General features: G+C 46.6%; 12 protein-coding genes. 6 read left to right on the top strand and 6 right to left on the bottom strand.

What is annotated here, in order from left to right; genetic code table 11:
• Positions 1-53: 53 nt before the first annotated feature.
• Both L3C95_RS00265 and L3C95_RS00260 read right to left on the bottom strand, forming a co-directional pair.
• The gene (locus L3C95_RS00265) at positions 54-980 is read right to left on the bottom strand and encodes a family 16 glycosylhydrolase (protein WP_236384047.1); all 927 of its coding nucleotides are present in this window, start codon (positions 978-980) and stop codon (positions 54-56) included.
• Between the two features lie 89 nt (positions 981-1,069).
• Complete coding sequence (locus L3C95_RS00260) at positions 1,070-1,909, bottom strand: hypothetical protein (protein WP_236384046.1); 840 nt, start codon at positions 1,907-1,909, stop codon at positions 1,070-1,072.
• Positions 1,910-1,974: 65 nt separating this feature from the next.
• Here L3C95_RS00260 and L3C95_RS00255 point away from each other — a divergent pair, with 65 nt between their 5' ends.
• From L3C95_RS00255 to fusA, 4 genes are all read left to right on the top strand, one after another.
• Positions 1,975-3,123, top strand: a complete 1,149-nt coding sequence (locus L3C95_RS00255; RefSeq protein ID WP_236384045.1) for an alginate lyase family protein — start codon at positions 1,975-1,977, stop codon at positions 3,121-3,123.
• Between the two features lie 607 nt (positions 3,124-3,730).
• A complete protein-coding gene (locus L3C95_RS00250; RefSeq protein WP_236384044.1) occupies positions 3,731-4,354 on the top strand; it encodes an alpha-ketoglutarate-dependent dioxygenase AlkB family protein in 624 nt (207 codons plus the stop codon).
• 63 nt (positions 4,355-4,417) lie between these two features.
• Positions 4,418-5,161: a DUF434 domain-containing protein gene (locus L3C95_RS00245; protein WP_236384043.1), complete on the top strand. Its 744-nt coding sequence runs from the start codon at positions 4,418-4,420 to the stop codon at positions 5,159-5,161.
• A 540-nt stretch (positions 5,162-5,701) separates the two neighbouring features.
• The gene (gene fusA, locus L3C95_RS00240) at positions 5,702-7,780 is read left to right on the top strand and encodes an elongation factor G (protein ID WP_236384042.1); all 2,079 of its coding nucleotides are present in this window, start codon (positions 5,702-5,704) and stop codon (positions 7,778-7,780) included.
• 97 nt (positions 7,781-7,877) lie between these two features.
• Here the strand turns inward: fusA and L3C95_RS00235 are convergent, their stop codons facing one another.
• Genes L3C95_RS00235 through L3C95_RS00225 form a run of 3 tightly spaced genes read right to left on the bottom strand, consistent with a single transcriptional unit; the run spans position 7,878 to position 11,675 of the window.
• Complete coding sequence (locus tag L3C95_RS00235) at positions 7,878-8,861, bottom strand: Hint domain-containing protein (protein WP_236384041.1); 984 nt, start codon at positions 8,859-8,861, stop codon at positions 7,878-7,880.
• 12 nt (positions 8,862-8,873) lie between these two features.
• Positions 8,874-10,055: a pyridoxal phosphate-dependent aminotransferase gene (locus L3C95_RS00230; protein WP_236384040.1), complete on the bottom strand. Its 1,182-nt coding sequence runs from the start codon at positions 10,053-10,055 to the stop codon at positions 8,874-8,876.
• Positions 10,056-10,091: 36 nt separating this feature from the next.
• Entirely contained in the window at positions 10,092-11,675 is a 1,584-nt protein-coding gene (locus L3C95_RS00225; protein WP_236384039.1) for a flavin monoamine oxidase family protein, read from the bottom strand.
• A gap of 149 nt (positions 11,676-11,824) precedes the next feature.
• On the opposite strand from L3C95_RS00225, the gene L3C95_RS00220 reads away from it, so the two are divergent.
• Both L3C95_RS00220 and L3C95_RS00215 read left to right on the top strand, forming a co-directional pair.
• Complete coding sequence (locus tag L3C95_RS00220; protein ID WP_236384038.1) at positions 11,825-12,796, top strand: tetratricopeptide repeat protein; 972 nt, start codon at positions 11,825-11,827, stop codon at positions 12,794-12,796.
• 103 nt (positions 12,797-12,899) lie between these two features.
• Entirely contained in the window at positions 12,900-13,403 is a 504-nt protein-coding gene (locus L3C95_RS00215; protein ID WP_236384037.1) for a hypothetical protein, read from the top strand.
• A gap of 1 nt (position 13,404) precedes the next feature.
• Here L3C95_RS00215 and L3C95_RS00210 read toward each other — a convergent pair whose 3' ends face one another.
• On the bottom strand, positions 13,405-15,654 hold the full coding sequence (locus L3C95_RS00210) for an InlB B-repeat-containing protein (protein ID WP_236384036.1): 2,250 nt from the start codon (positions 15,652-15,654) through the stop codon (positions 13,405-13,407).
• Between the last annotated feature and the right edge of the window lie 213 nt (positions 15,655-15,867).

The following is a 15,867-nucleotide window of genomic DNA, read 5'->3' as shown; positions in this document are numbered from 1 at the left end:
CTAATTTCAGGGTAAGACAGCCGGCAACCACCCCGCCGGCTGTCTTATATTAATTACTTAGCCGTGTACACTCTCACCCAATCTACATAAGTATCGCCCAGTACAATTTTGGACGTATCTATTGTGCCAAACTGATCACCGCCAATAGCTGCATTCAAAGTAATGTGCTGCTCTCTGTTAAAGAACTTCGGAATGAATTTACCCGCTTCTGTAGAAGATACCAGCCTCCTGGTAATACTACCATCAAGCAGGAAGGTAACAGTATCTTTTTGCCAGATTGCTTCGTATACATGATAGCAGGTGGTCAGATTAGTCTGTGACTTAACATAGGTCATGGAAAGTGTATACTCATGGTCAGGCGTACCTGGCGTGCTGCCATACCAGATGTTGGTGTTATAGAAATCCTTTTCTCCAAATCCTTCCAGGATGTCCAGTTCTCCGTTGGTAGGCCATTCGCCGCCGTACGACCAGAAGGCAGGCCACATACCGAAGCCCAATGGCTGTTTTATGCGGGCTGAGATACGTACTTTCGGAGTAGTTGTAGAAGCTTTGAAATTATAATGAGATTCAATTCTGCCGGAAGTAAAATTGAATGTTTTCCTCGTAGGATTATCGGGATCGGTAGCCCCGGTTACTCTTTCCCTCACAGGTTTAATTAATAGCTTGCCATCAACAATACGGAGGTTTTTGGGTGTATACAGCTGTAGTTCGTTATTATAGCCACCACTGTTCCAGCGGTCCCATTTGGTACTGTCAAGCATATTGAAGTTGTCTTCAAATACTTTCGTATAACCCTGGGCTTTTAATGCAGCTTCATCCAGATCGTATTCGCAGACGCCTGGTACTGTTACTGTGGGTGGCTCAGCTGCTGCGAGAGCTGTTTCATGTTGTAGATTGGGTGGTGCATCATTCTTTTTTGAACATGCCGTAATACCTACCATTGCCAGCAGGCAATAGTTTAATAAGTGTGTTTTTCTCATGGTTATCTTTTTTTTGTTCCCGAACGGGTGTTTAAGAATTAGACAACACCGATTCAACATACTTTGATACCATGAGAAAAAATAACACACTACAAATAGATAGCTACCTTATATAAATACCATCCCCCACCAAGCGATCTTAACATCATCACCTTGTCCGGATTTAAGTCAGGCAGGTATTTTTTATGCGGCGTATAAAGATATCCTACCTGGTCGTTCAGTATATGAAAGTCGATACATTCAGCAGGTAGGAACCCACCGGTGGTGACATTACTGATTAGTAAAGGGCTGTATATAGGTGTTCGTGTGTTTACTAATGTAGGTGTTTCTGTTTCGGGAGATTTTGACGTCTTATTTACTTCTTTCAACAGTTGATTAAAGGTTGCTTTATGGCGATAGAAATGCGCCACAAGACTATCGTCTGGTGCTAATTTCAACCGCAGACTGTTCAATATAAAAGAGAACTCTTCTTTACTTTTATACGGAGCATACTCCTGATGTTGGTATATGGTGAGAAGACTATCCAGCTCATTCGCGGTGATTGCTTCCATTTCGTTCTTCATGCGCTCATGCAAACGTGCCAGCGTAGGTGTTGCCAATGCATACATTTTCCATCGGGCACTGTCTTTGGTAAAATAAAGGTACTTGTCTGTTGCTTTGCCGTTGTTGTTCGCAATTGTCATTGCAACGACTGCCTTTTTCGCTGATTGCTGGATAAGCAGGAACGAAGTATTTAGCTCATTAGGGAAGTCCTGTCCATTTGGATGACCGCTATAGTCACCGGTGCTGTGTTTCGCAACAAAATCGGGGGACACTGTCGGATTAAAGATCGCTTTTGCTACATCAAGCGGCTGAAGCGCCTGTCTTGAGCAGGAGGATAAGCATACAATGCAGGCAGTCAGGATAAATATAGGTAGTCCTTTTCTCATCCGGGCAAATTAGGAAAAATTATCACAGGAGTTTTGTATTATGTAGGACAGAATGTTGATAACCCATGAAACACGTTACGATTTTACTGATAATACTCTTATGCAGCGCATTTAATCCACCGGATAAAGCAGTTGTTAATGTACTGCGTGAGCAGATACTCAAAGAAGCTGCCTGGGCAAAGCAACAAGCGCCGGCAACTGTAACAGCAGCAACCTGTACACGCAGTGCAGGCAGCAAGCATGATTTTTACTCTGAGGGCGATTATTGGTGGCCCAATCCCGCTCATCCCGATAGTCCTTATATTCAGCGCGATGGTATGACCAACCCCGATAACTTTGTGGCCCATCGTCATGCAATGATCCGTTTTAGTCGTATCATCGGTGCACTGGCATCTGCTTATCGCATTACCGGCAATACTAATTATGTGCGTGAAGCCCTCCCGCATTTAAAGGCATGGTTTACTGATACCGCCACTTTAATGCATCCGAACCTGCAATATGCACAGGCTATCAAAGGAAGATTCACCGGCAGGGGTATTGGTATCATTGACGCCATTCACCTGATGGAAGTAGCTCAGGGTGTAATGGTCATGCAAAAGGACCGCGCCTTCGATAGGGAATTGGCGAAAGGTATCCGGACGTGGTTTGCTGACTACCTCCATTGGCTGACAACCCATCAGTATGGTAAGGATGAGATGAACGCAAAGAATAACCACGGCACCTGCTGGGTGATGCAGACAGCCTGCTTTGCCCGCCTGATCAACGATACTGCTTTATTGCGCTTTTGCCGGGACAGGTACAAACAGGTATTATTGCCCAACCAGATGGCCGCCGATGGCAGTTTCCCGCTGGAATTGGCCAGAACGAAACCTTATGGCTATTCCCTGTTCAATCTCGATGCCATGGTCACCATCTGCCAGATCCTGTCCGATAAGGAAAATGACCTGTGGGCCTACCAGTTGCCGGACGGTCGTAGTATCAAAAAAGGGATTGCTTTCCTGTATCCTTATATAGTAGATAAGGGAAAATGGCCCTATAAAAAGGACGTCATGTATTGGGATGAATGGCCGGTGGCACATCCGTCCCTGGTATTCGGTGCAGCAGCTTATCAGCAGCAGGAGTGGTTTGGTACCTGGAAAAGATTGGACCATCAGCCCTCCAATGCGGAAGTGGTGCGTAACCTTCCGGTACGGCATCCGCTGATATGGTTATAACGTAATAGCAAGGAACATGGATATAAAAATGGTCATCTTAATTATTGCCATCATTGTCTTGGTCATATGGGATGCACGCACTAAGCTCAAGAAGCAAAAAAGGCATAGGGAGGAGGAGAATTAGGTGTCAGCAATGTATGATATGAGGTTGCAGTGTGCAAAATTGGTATTTTACTTTGCCAGCGCCCGGATAGTACCTCAACGAATTAAGTGGAAGAACTAAAGGAACCGGCGGTGTCAGGTGGAAATCCCTGGCCTCCGTTGTTTGAAGTATGCTGATGCGATCTACCAGGGGTTTAATAGATAAAGAAAGCCCAACACGCCTTCAAAATGCCCAATAGCAAAAAACTTCAAAGAACGCAGCCAGGGATTCCACCTGATAACCGCTTATCAGCCGGTTCATGCTGTTATGAAGAGCCTTTTTGACACATTCCCGGCCAATATCGGTGGACGAACAAGGGACGAACAAGCAACGAATCTCGGACGGCGAAGCGACGGCCAGGCAAGTAGTGCCAAACTGGCATAAAAGCGGGCTTATTTCAAGTGCCTTGATATTGAAATGCTAAAAATTTTAGTATTTCGGTCTTAATTCCTACCTTCGTACCCTATGCAACTTTTTGATGATTGTGAACTGTTTGATGAGGGGAAAAGGCGTTTCGTAGACTTCCAGCTACCCGGTGCAGAATTGAGGCTTTGGGAGCAGTTTTTCACTAAGGAAGAATCAGATAGATACTTCAAAATATTCAAAGACACCACCCCCTGGCAGCAGCGAACCCGGAAAATGTATGACAGGATCCTGCCGGATCCCCGTTTAACCGCCTATTACGGAGGCACAAATGGCTTCGAATGGACGCCCGAGCTCCTGGCTATCAAAGCCAGAGTTGAGGCAGAGTGCGGCATCCAATTTGACCGGATATTGCTCAACTACTATCGGGATGGGAATGACTCCGTCTCCTGGCACAGCGATACTTTACCGAAGGATGGCCGGCATCACCCTATCGCTTCTGTTACCTTCGGGGAAACCAGGTTGTTTAAGGTTAGACCAAAGAACCACGTAGGTACTTCCCTCCTGGACATTCCCTTAACACATGGCAGCTTCCTGCTGATGGGAGAAACCATGCAGGACCTTTACGAACATCATATTCCTAAAACTTCCAGAAAGATCGGGGCTCGTATCAACCTCACCTTCCGTATATCTGAGCCTGGAAAACCTGTTTATTACGTTAGTTAACTGCGCAGGTCCTAAATTTGAGAAAAATGCCGTATCTGGCGCCGAAAATTATTACTCCCTGCTATGGACGATAATGCACTACAAACTGAAAGGAATCAGGATAAACATCCGGAAGACAATACACTATTCGGTAATCCGATCGTAAAGGAGCAACTACGGCAGGGGCTGGAAGATATGTATTATCTACTCAGCAGGGATTATCCGTTAAAAGCATCCATCTCTCTCGTTGGCAACAGATATAATCTGATCAAACGCCAGTTGCTGGCACTGCAGGGCATGTGTTGTTCCGAACAGCAACTACAGATCAGAAAAAAGAAAGAACTGCATGCCGATCAATTAAGAAACAACACCATTTATATTGATGGATTCAATCTGTTGATCCTGTTAGAAACACTTTATTCCGGCGGTTTTGTATTTAAAGGTTTGGATGGATGTTACCGCGATATCTCATCGGTCCATGGAACCTATAAAATGATCAATCAAACCGGTGATGTGCTGGTATTGATAGGCGAGATGTTACGCAAACTCGAAGTAGAAAAAGTGATCTGGATCTTCGATGCTCCTGTTTCTAACAGTGGAAAGTTGAAAGGCTTTTGTTATGAACTGTCAGAAAAACATCAATTCCCCTGGGAAATCCATCTTGATAATTCACCTGATAAATTGCTGATAGCAGGTGATAAAATAGTGTGTAGCTCAGACGCCTGGATATTGGATGAATGTGCTGCCTGGTTTAATCTGGGTGCATGGATCATCAATAGTGAAAAGGACAGACAGTTGAATATTGTTGACGGTCAATTACAGTTGTAGTTGAAACCATCGCCTCTGCATGCACTTGTTTTTTATATCGAAATTCTTCGTACATTTGTGCACGAATTTTAAAAGCATTAATCACAATGACAAACATTCTTTCATATCAATCAGCGTTCAACGCAAGTGCTGCTATCAGGGCAGTAATTGCAAGCACCTGCATTGTCTTAATTAAGGACGGGGAGGCAGATCCTTGCCCGGATATGAGAGGTTAATTATTGTGTCTGAATATTCTTCAGAGGCCTCTTCATCCGAAGGGGCCTTTTTATTTGTCTCCCCCTGCTTCTTCAGCCAATTTACGTTTAGTTGTATGTTAATAGCAGTTACATAAAACTGCTACACGGGGTACGTGTATCCATTAACTAGACAATATTCTATTTTCAATAACAACATTTATAACACGCAATATGATAGCTATTATCAAAACATTGACAATATTCTTTACACGGCAAGTCCGGTAACGTATAGTGCTATGCATATTGCAGCAAGCCTTCCGTTACCAGAGCGGAAGGCTTTTTTATTGCTTTAAAATCATTAGAAATGAAACGACAGGAACTATTCAGAAATATAGGGATCATGGCGCATGTGGATGCCGGTAAAACAACCGTTACAGAACGCATGCTTTATTATACAGGGCTTACACACAAGTTAGGTAGTGTTGATGAAGGAAACACCGTCATGGATAGTGATCCGCAGGAAGAAAAACGTGGTATCACCATTTCTTCTGCAGCCATCACTACCTGGTGGCAACTTGATGGTAATAAATACCAGGTGAATATTATAGATACTCCAGGCCACGTTGATTTCACTGCCGAAGTGGAACGTTCCCTGCGTGTGCTGGATGGCGCCATCGCCGTGTTTTGTGCGAAGTCGGGTGTACAGCCGCAGTCGGAAACAGTGTGGCTGCAGGCTAACCGTTATCATGTGCCACGTATTGTGATGATCAATAAGATGGACAGGCAGGGTGCTGACTTCCGTCGTGTGGTGAAAGAGATCCGTGATGTGTTACATACCAATGCGGTGCCAGTACAATTGCCGATTGGCGCGGAAGATGCTTTCTCCGGTGTCATTGACCTTCTCACCATGAAAGCTTATGTATGGGATAGTCAGGATGGTAAAACATACATTGTCACCGATATTCCTGCCGACATGCTGACCGAAGCGGAACAGGCGCGTGTTAATTTGCTGGAAGAACTCTCATTATATGATGAGCGCATTTTTGAAAGCTACACCACTGATCCCGCTACAGTATCTGCAGAAGATATCTATCGTGCCTTGCGCAGTGCCACCTTACAGATGCAGGTCATCCCTGTACTGGCAGGCGCCGCCTATCGCAATAAGGGTGTACAGCCATTGCTGGATGCTGTGGTGCGTTACCTACCTGCTCCGGCTGATGTGCCCGAAATACATGCAACCAGTCAGGAAACAGATGAAAGTCTGCAGATCGCCACTACGGAAGAAAGTCCGTTTGCTGCGCTGGCCTTCAAGATCATCTCTGATGATTATGCCGGTAAGCTGACGTTTGTGAGAGTGTATGCCGGTACTTTACGTACGGGTGATGCCGTATGGAACAGCCGCACGGGCAAGAAAGTGCGTATCAGTCGTCTGATGCGTATCATGTCTGACAAGTATGAAACTGCAGATGTGATCAGTGCCGGCGATATTGGTGCCGTAGTTGGATTGAAGGATGTGCGTACCGGCGATACCCTGTCTGATGCTGACAGACCGGTGTTGCTGGAGAAGATCAGCTTCCCTGAACCGATGATGGGTTATGCTATCGAGGCGAAGGTGGCTAAAGATGTGAACAGGCTGGGTGAAGCACTTGCTAAGTTGGTGGAAGAAGATCCTACCTTGTCCGTAACAGTGGATGCGGCTTCCGGTCAGACTATCCTCAAGGGAATGGGTGAATTACATCTGGAAGTGGTGCTGGAAAAACTGGCCACCAATTATCAGCTGGAGGTCAATAAAGGACAACCACAGATCGCTTACAAAGAAGTGTTCACCAAAGCTGTGCAACACAAAGAAGTGTATAAGAAACAGAATGGTGGCTCGGGCAACTTTGCTGAGATCGTGTTTGAACTGTCGCCACGTGAAGATGGACAGCCAGGGCTGGAGTTTGTGAATGAGGTTACCGGTGGTGCTATTCCCCGCGAGTTCATTCCTGCTGTGAAGAAAGGTTTTGAAGAAGCGATGCAGAACGGTGTGCTGGCGGGTTATCCTGTACAATCCATGCGGGTGCGTTTACTGGATGGCGACATCCATGAAAAAGACTCTCATGCGCTGGACTTTGAACATGCAGCCTTAATGGGCTTCCGTGTAGCAGCTGCGAAAGCGGCGCCCCGCTTACTGGAACCTTTCATGAGTGTGGAAGTGACCCTGCCGGAAGAACATACCGGCGCTATTACCGGAGACCTCAACAGGCGTCGCGGTGTGATCAAAGGAATGGAAATGAAGGCGAGTGCCCAGTATATCAAGGCAGAGGTGCCCTTGTCTGATCTGTTTGGATATGTGACCACGTTGCGCACCCTTTCTTCAGGAAGAGCTGCTGCATCTGTCACGTTCCAGGATTATCAACTGGTGCCTAATAACGTTGCCAGTAAAGTGCTGGTGGAACACTAACAAAAAGAGCCCGTCTTGCCTTCTGGCGGACGGGCTCTCTTCATCAGGTATCTTTTATATGCTTCCAGGGGACGCCGTTTATTTTACTACATCTCTTCTATTTCTGTAGCACCATGATGTTGTTCATCATAAAGGCATCTCCCCCTTCTGCTACGATGTTGTAAACAGCCTGCTTGCCTCCGGCGGCTTCGGTCTTATTTACAACGGTATATGTGACGAGTGTTTTGGTGTGTTCATCCATGCAAAGCAGCTGATCGCCCGTTGTTACAGCTCCCATCTGCTTTTTACCTGCAATGGTCAGTACGGGATGATTAGGTGTTGCCTGCAATACCTTGCCTGACAAGGTCACCACATGTATACCTGCCTCTTCCTGTTCTGTGGCATGCATGACCAGCAAGCGAGTGATGGCATAGTTTTCAGCAGTATGCTTTACCAGCTCTTTTACGCGAATGGTGCTGGTCTGGTGCGTTGCCGCATCGGGACTGATGATCTCATCTCCCGGATGGATATCACGCAGTTCTTTCTGCGTGCCATTGGCCAGTGTCACCAGCTGGTCGCCAGGAAAACAGATATCCGTACCATAAGTGCCGGCTTCTTCTTTCACATCCTTGCCTGCGTTCATGGCCTTGTATAACTGATAACTGAACTCTTTAGATAATACATAAGACAGTTTCAGTACGAAGTTCTTCTCCACTTTGTCAATGGCGTGAATATCCTCAAAGTATTGGTTCCAGATATCAGCATTGCTGTTGAACAGCGGCATCACGGCTGTATACAGCTTGCCGCTTTCGTTCGTGTAAAAGATCATGGTAGCAATGTCCTGCATACTGTCTTTCGCTACCAGGCGGTAGAGGTCTATTCTTTTTTTCTGACCGTCATCACCCGTAATGAAATAGGGCTTCCGCATCTCATAGCGGTCCAGTATATAGGCATTGTTGAACTTTACATAGGTATCATTGTCCAGGTCTTTTACCGTAAAGGTTTTGGCTTTCACATATTCAGCAGTCGTGATGGGGCGTGATTGTGCCATCGCCTGCAATATGCAAACAGCAAGTAATAATGTCAGCAGATATTTTTTCATACAGTCTGTTAATTAAGATAATTCCTTGAATGCAGCCGCAAATGCCTGCATTTCATCCATGCGTCCGATGCTGATCCTGCACCAGTCCTGATTGTTCATTTTCCAGTTACGTAATCCTACGCCCCGTTTCAACATCTCTTCCGCAAAACGTTGCCCGTCCATTTTGAGCGGGAACATCACGAAGTTGGTGTAAGAAGGGATGTAGCTGTAGCCTTCTGCTTTGAGTGTATCATACAGGAACTGTTTGCTCTCTGTTGTCTTCTTCACTATTTCCTGCATATACGCCTGGTCCTGATAACTGGCCAGTGCACCGCTGATGGCAGGCGCTGAAAGGGCTGCCCAGCTGCAGGATGTATGGGGCTGCAGTTTTGCAATAGTTGCCGGCTGCGCGACAATATAACCCAGGCGCAGTCCTGCCAGTCCGTATACCTTAGAGAAAGTACGTGCCACGATGATGTTCTGTCCTTTCTTCACACTACTGATCAAAGTGGTGGCAGCAGCATCCGGTAGATAATCGATATAAGCCTCATCGACAAATACCGTCACTTTCTGTGATACGCGTTCACAGAATGCTTTCAGCTTGTCTTTATCTACAATTGTACCTGTCGGATTGTTGGGATTGCAGATGTACACCAGTTTAGTCTCCGGGGTGATAGCTTTCTCTATCGCATCCAGGTCATGTGTGTATTCTTTGGTCAGCGGAACCTTGATCCATTTGGCGTTTACCTTTTCACACCGGTTCGGAAGGTCATCGTAAGTAGGATCGGCTGTCACGATGTTGCCACCGTCTCTGCACAGGCTGACAGCAGTGCCTAAAAGCAGCGGAGAAGAACCAGAACTCATCATCAGCATGTCAGGCGTGATGCCCTCATATGCACAGATCTTTTCTTCCAGTTCCGGCATCAACCTGATGGGATACTGGTAGCTGGTCAGCATGCTGTCCATAATAGCCTTTTTGGCATTAGGGGAAGGGCCGAACGGATTCTCGTTGGCAAACAGTCTGGCTTTCAGGTTGGCAGGCAGTTTTGGGCCGATAGCAAGGTCATTGGCATAGGCCGTGCTATTACTGGCAACAGGGATGGCAGGTGCTGCCTGCAACCGGTTCAGGGCTGGAGGAAGCATTGTCAATCCACCGGTAAACAGGGCCGTGGTCTTCAGCCAGTCACGCCTGTTCATGGAGTTGGTGGTACTCATAGCAATTAGTTTTGGTTGTAAAAAATATCTATTGCATTAACTGCCTGTGGCAGTAGGATAAGTGATACGTTGATCTGTTACCCTGGCATGAATGTCAGCTACCGTTCTTCTTGCCGATTCGAAAGCGCCGGCCATCCAGGCATTGAGGTAGGTGGTATGTTCACCCGCGAAGTACACCTGTTTGTCTGCTTGTAACAGACTCTTATAAAGTGTCTGCCGGTTGGCGCCGTTATACAATGCCCATCCTCCCATACTGTAAGGCGTTTTATGCCAGCTGACAGAGAAAGAGGTCTCAAACTCTTTCATGTATTGCGGATGTATCAGGCTGCCTTTCTCCAGCGCCAGTTTCTCCCGTTCCGCATGCGTTAGATTGCCTGTCCGTTTCGCTTTCTCATGAAAATTGTAGTAGCCCAGCAGGATACCCTTTTTACTGAGATAGTCGTAGGAAGGATAGAAGATCTGCGTCAGTTCATTGTTGGTATGCGTGATACCGCCAAAGATCTGTTCATCTTCTTCCCAGAACCTTCTTTTGAACTGTAAACCGATCTTACCCGTGATCATATATGGTACGCGATCAATGGCGCGGCTTACATCGGAAGAGAAGTTGTGCTGAATGTTGCTCAATACGGGTAGTGGTAGTGTACAGATGCAAAGGTCGGCCTGTAGTTCGTGGCTGCCTTTGTTGTCTTTATAGACGATCTTCACGCCTTCCGGCTGATTGAGAATATCAGTTACCTCACATCCGAAGCGGATCATCTTGCCTACCCGCTGTTCAAAGGCCTTTGAAATGTTGTCCATACCGCCGATGGCCTGGAACATAGTCATCTGTAACTCATACGTATACTCCGCCACGTTATAGAAGTCGGGATCTGCCAGTCCGGAAGAAATGATGTCTGCCAGCCGGTGAGGATCGCCTATCTTGCCTGGTTTATCGCCAGCGCCGGGGGCTTCAACAAAACCGCGCCTGTCTGATGCTTTATATAGTTTGTCAATATCCAGTCCTCCTTCTGCTCTCAGGTATTCCAGGACCTTTTGTGTATCCTCTTTAGTCAGGGCGGTATCAATCTTTTGTTGGTCAATTGCTTTGGCCAGCAGTTCGCTCGTATAGCCACGCAGGTCGTTATGGATCTCGCGGGCCCTGATCTTTTTATTAGAAAGAGGGCCTTTCCCTTCACTGAAGAAGTAGGTGGCTTCGTTTACATTATTGTATACCTGTATGGGTACGCCGAGTTCCCGGCAATAGTGCATGGTCAGCTCATGATGATGCGGAATGCGGGATGGGCCTGCATTGAAATACTGATCACTGTCGAAAGCGGCTGTCTGCGGAGTGATATCTGTTTCATGATGAACGGTACCCTTACGGATACTCCAGCATCTTCCGCCTGCCCGGTTACGTGCCTCTAAGATGGTACACTGATATCCAAGCTTTGTTAACTCATAAGCGGCTGTCAGTCCTGCCAGTCCTGCACCGAGGATGATGATACGTTTACCGTTTCCATTTCCCTCCAGGTCAAAGGCATGAGCGGGTGCTTTTTGTAACATTCCGAGTGCCAGCATAGCGGGGTAGGCAGCAGCTACTTTCCCAGTCTGGGATAAGAATGCTCTTCTTGAAATTGACATTTGGTTGATATATAGTAAATCCTGAATACTTCGCTTCCCATTGTAAATTAGAAATAATTAGCGAGTGTTCCCGGGAATTTATTCAAATGGTATTATAAATAATATGTATATAATTTGTATATCTTGCGGAACAATTCAGTTTTTCGGATATGGGCTTTTTCGCTAATTTATTTGGCCTTAAAAACAATAAGAATGGGCAGGCCACGTCTGCTCCGGCATTGACAGACATAGAATTATTTGACAAAGAATTCCTGGCAGCCGCCGCACGTTATACCAGCAGACCCAAGGAAGAGATGAGCATGCGGGTCCGCTCGGAAGAAACTAATGAAGTGATCCCTTTTGCCATCGCTTTTCCTGAGGAGTTTGAAGCCTGGAAAGAAGTAAAGTCCATATGGGACAGAAGAGGGATCATCTACAAGATCCTGGATAATTCCATTGGAGAATCTATGAAGCTCTGGCAGGTAATTGAGCGTTACAATATAGACCGTTATCCCGAACATGCCCTGAAGATTGCGGCAGAACATGCTACCGGTCCCGATCTTACAGATGCCAATTTTCATATGGCAGTGGCGAGGTCGTATTTTATCCTTACTAAATATAAAGAGGCGGAAGAGCGTGCACAGAAAGCGCTGCACCTCGTACCTAACCATCTGAAAGCAAAGATCCTCCTGGGCGATATCTGGCATTATACACATAAGGAAGAACGGGCACACGAATTATATAACGAAGTACTGCGTGTCAGGCTTTTTAATGATAACCGGAAGTCGCTGAGTATGCAGGAGCTGGTGAACTTCGAACACGACCTGCTGCATTCCCCCGTATATGCTATTGCGTTGCTGAAATCGGAGCCGGCGGTTACTGAGGCCACCTGGGATACAATGGCTGGTGAGTTCTATCATTATCCTCATTTCAGGGCCGCACATGCCTATTATCTCATCCAGAAGGGTGAGCATATGAAAGGGTTTGCCAAGCTGATGGTGCTGAGCAAGGAAATGCCCTGGTTCAAAGAAGGAGTGATCAATAGTTATAGTCTGATGCAGCAATTAGGACTTGAACCTCAGATGGGTGCAGATAAAGCCCGCCTGGAGGATATCATCAGGCGTGAACACTGGACGGTGTGATGAAGTTACATTGGCTATTTCTCTGAGATCCGCCAAGGGCGAGAAGATCACTATTGAAAACTAGCGCTTTATAAGGCTAGTAGAATTATTGTACCTTTCCCTCATGAAGATGCGTAAATATCTGCAGGAGGGAAAGTCAGAGAATTACCAGGATGCTGAAGACAAACAATTGTTGAAAGCTGGTGAGGTAGCCACTTTATTATCCAGGAAATTCAATACTAAGATCAGTGCGAAGGAAATCGAGCCTTTTGCATCAGAATGGCATCATGCAGGGGTATTCAAGAGTGGCAATGGATTAAAAGGCCGTCGTGTTTATTTCTTCAAAGAAGCGGATGTTGATAAGGTCACGTTGGAAAAGATCCTGGAGAACAGGGCGAAGGCTGCGAAAAAGCCAGCACCCGACCATCGTATTGTGCAGGGCTGGTATCCGCAATATTTCAGGATGACAGATCCTGTAACCCGTAAAACATTTTCAAAACCTTTCGTAGGTATCTATAAAGGCCCGGCTTCGAAAGCGCCTAAAGGATTTCAGGCGCTTTCAGACGATGCTTTTGCAGCAGCTGAACAACAGCGCGGAAGGGTACTGAAGCCGGGTGAGCAACTATAATTTATTGTTTGATGATCCTTAAGGTTTCATTGTTGCCATCTCTTTCCACGCGGATGAAATACACCGCTTTCACAAGCCTGCTACAATCAACGCTCAATTGATGAAGTCCTGCAGGATAAACCTTGTTAGCCAGCGTATTCATAAGCGCGCCATTAGCGTCATATAACCTGACAGCTACCCTTGTTTCCTGTTTGTTATAAAAGCTAACAGTAGATGTGTTGACTACCGGATTAGGATAAACACGCGCCGCTTCGTTCACTGCTGTGGATACATCTCTTTTATAAGCCACTGTACCGAGCGTGCTGGCGCTACATGCACCTGCCGAAGGACTGTTACCAGTTACTTCCAGCCAATCTATGATGGCAAATTCAGTCGAGGATGTCGTTTCAATCCGCACGGTATTGGTACCGGCTGCAAGTGTTGCCGTCACTGCCGGTGTAGTGGTCCAGGCTGACCAGGAGCTTGTCTTAGGGAAGGATACACTTGCTACGGCTGTGCTGCCATTCACCAGCAAGCGTGCAGTAGTAGAAACAGTGGAACCTCCATTGGCATATCTCCATACAAATGAGTACGTTCCTGCTGATGGAACGGTAATACGATAATTCACGCCCTTTGCAGTGGAGTTTGACAGGTTGATATAATACCCGCCATCTGCGCCGCTGTAGCTGTTCTGGCGACTACCATCTGCGCCGCAATAACCACTGGTGGCGCTAGCTGCATCGTCTATGCGAAGTGTATTGCCGCCGCCGCCATTGTTGGCGATAAAGTTGGCCGTCACTGCGATGTTGGAATTAACAGTAACTGTCGTGGTAGTAGATGTGCCACTGGCTGCACCACTCCATCCTGAGAAGGTGTACCCGCTGGCAGGTACCGCCGTCAACGTAACTACAGTACCTGCGGTATAAGACGAAGCGTTTGGATTGGCTGTTACTGTACCTCCTGCAGCAGGAGCCGCCGTAATGCTGAGAGTATATGTGCCTGGATTGCTGGTGCTGCCTGATTCACGTGCGCCGATATCCGGAGCGGAGCCTGTATAAGTGATGCCAGGAGCTGTAACACCGGTATTGATTAAATCACTGCCGCTGGCCAGTGCTAGAAAATTACCCAGATTAGGACTACCATCTGCGTTCTTACCAACGCTGGGCGAAGTGGAAATGAAATCCGCGCTGCTCACTACCAGGCTACCGCTGTTGGTGCTGACATTGTTCTTCCACCATACGTTGCTGGATCCCACTTCAGTGCCGATAGATTTGTCGCTGGAACCGGCATTAAAAGACAGATTATTCCTGTAAGTGGCTGTGCTGCCATCCCTGAAATTGAAATTGGATTCCGCATTGTTGTAACTCGTATTGTTGGACACTTCGATATTGCCAGGATTATTGTTGTCAGTGATACCATGATGGCCATTATTGAAAGCCACACAACGGCGGATAATGTGATTGACCGCAATACCTGAACCGCCCAGTTTAAAACCATTCTTATCACCATTACCGGACGTACTGCCATTGCTGAGCGTACCGTTGCTGTATGACACACAGTTTTCCAGTGTTACAGCACCGATAGGGCCTGTATCACTTTTCGCATAGAGGTCCCATCCATCATCAATGTTGTGATGAGAGATGCAACCCCTGAATACATTGCCCGTACCGCAGGTTAGTTTAGCTGCAAATCCGTCAGCATCTTCATTGTCCGGATCCTGGTTGTCAAATGCTTCACAGTTGAGGATCAGGTTGTTGGAAGGCCAGGAACTGATAGTGGTGTTGGACGTAACATAACGACTTAATTGCAGGCCACTGTCATGGTTTTTGCTGAAGATGCATTTTTCGATGATGTTGTTATTGCCTGCCAGCAACATCCCATTATCACCAGCACCTGTGATGGTAATGCCTGTAAAATGCCAGTAGTCGCCATCCAGTACCAGTCCGCGGTTAGCGTCTGCGACTGCTTGTCCGGAGAAGTCGAGCACAGGTACTTCGCTGCCATACGCTACAACGTTCTTGTTGGCAGATGATGTACCATTGTTGGTAGCAGCAATGATTACAGATGCAGAAAAACTGTAAGTGCCTCCCCGCAGATAAATAGTGCCGCCCGCAGGGATCGTAGCGAGTGCATTGGTAAGTGTTGTGGGAGCATTGATACTTGTACCAGGGTTAGACGCTGAGCCGCCGGGAGCAGCATACAGCGGGGTTTGCGCATAAGACATGCCTCCTCCCAGAAGGCATGTAAATGCCAGTAGTATTAGTGTTTTCATAACGGGGTTTTATTTGTTACTGAAATTACACGATTTGATACGTGAGCCGATCAGAAGATGGCGTAATTATTTACGCAAACGTTCCCACTCTAAAACGGACAAAAAACATAGTACTCCTTACTATCGTAGGTGTGACGTGCCTTTCGCTGATAGTATGAAATTCAATAAAAAAGATACTAAAACGTTGAGAACTAAAGTAATTGTTTGAGAAAG

Source organism: Chitinophaga filiformis (assembly GCF_021646545.1).
Lineage (GTDB): Bacteria > Bacteroidota > Bacteroidia > Chitinophagales > Chitinophagaceae > Chitinophaga > Chitinophaga filiformis_A.
Note: the sequence above shows the minus strand (reverse complement) of the source record. Positions and strands in the feature narration are given on the sequence as shown.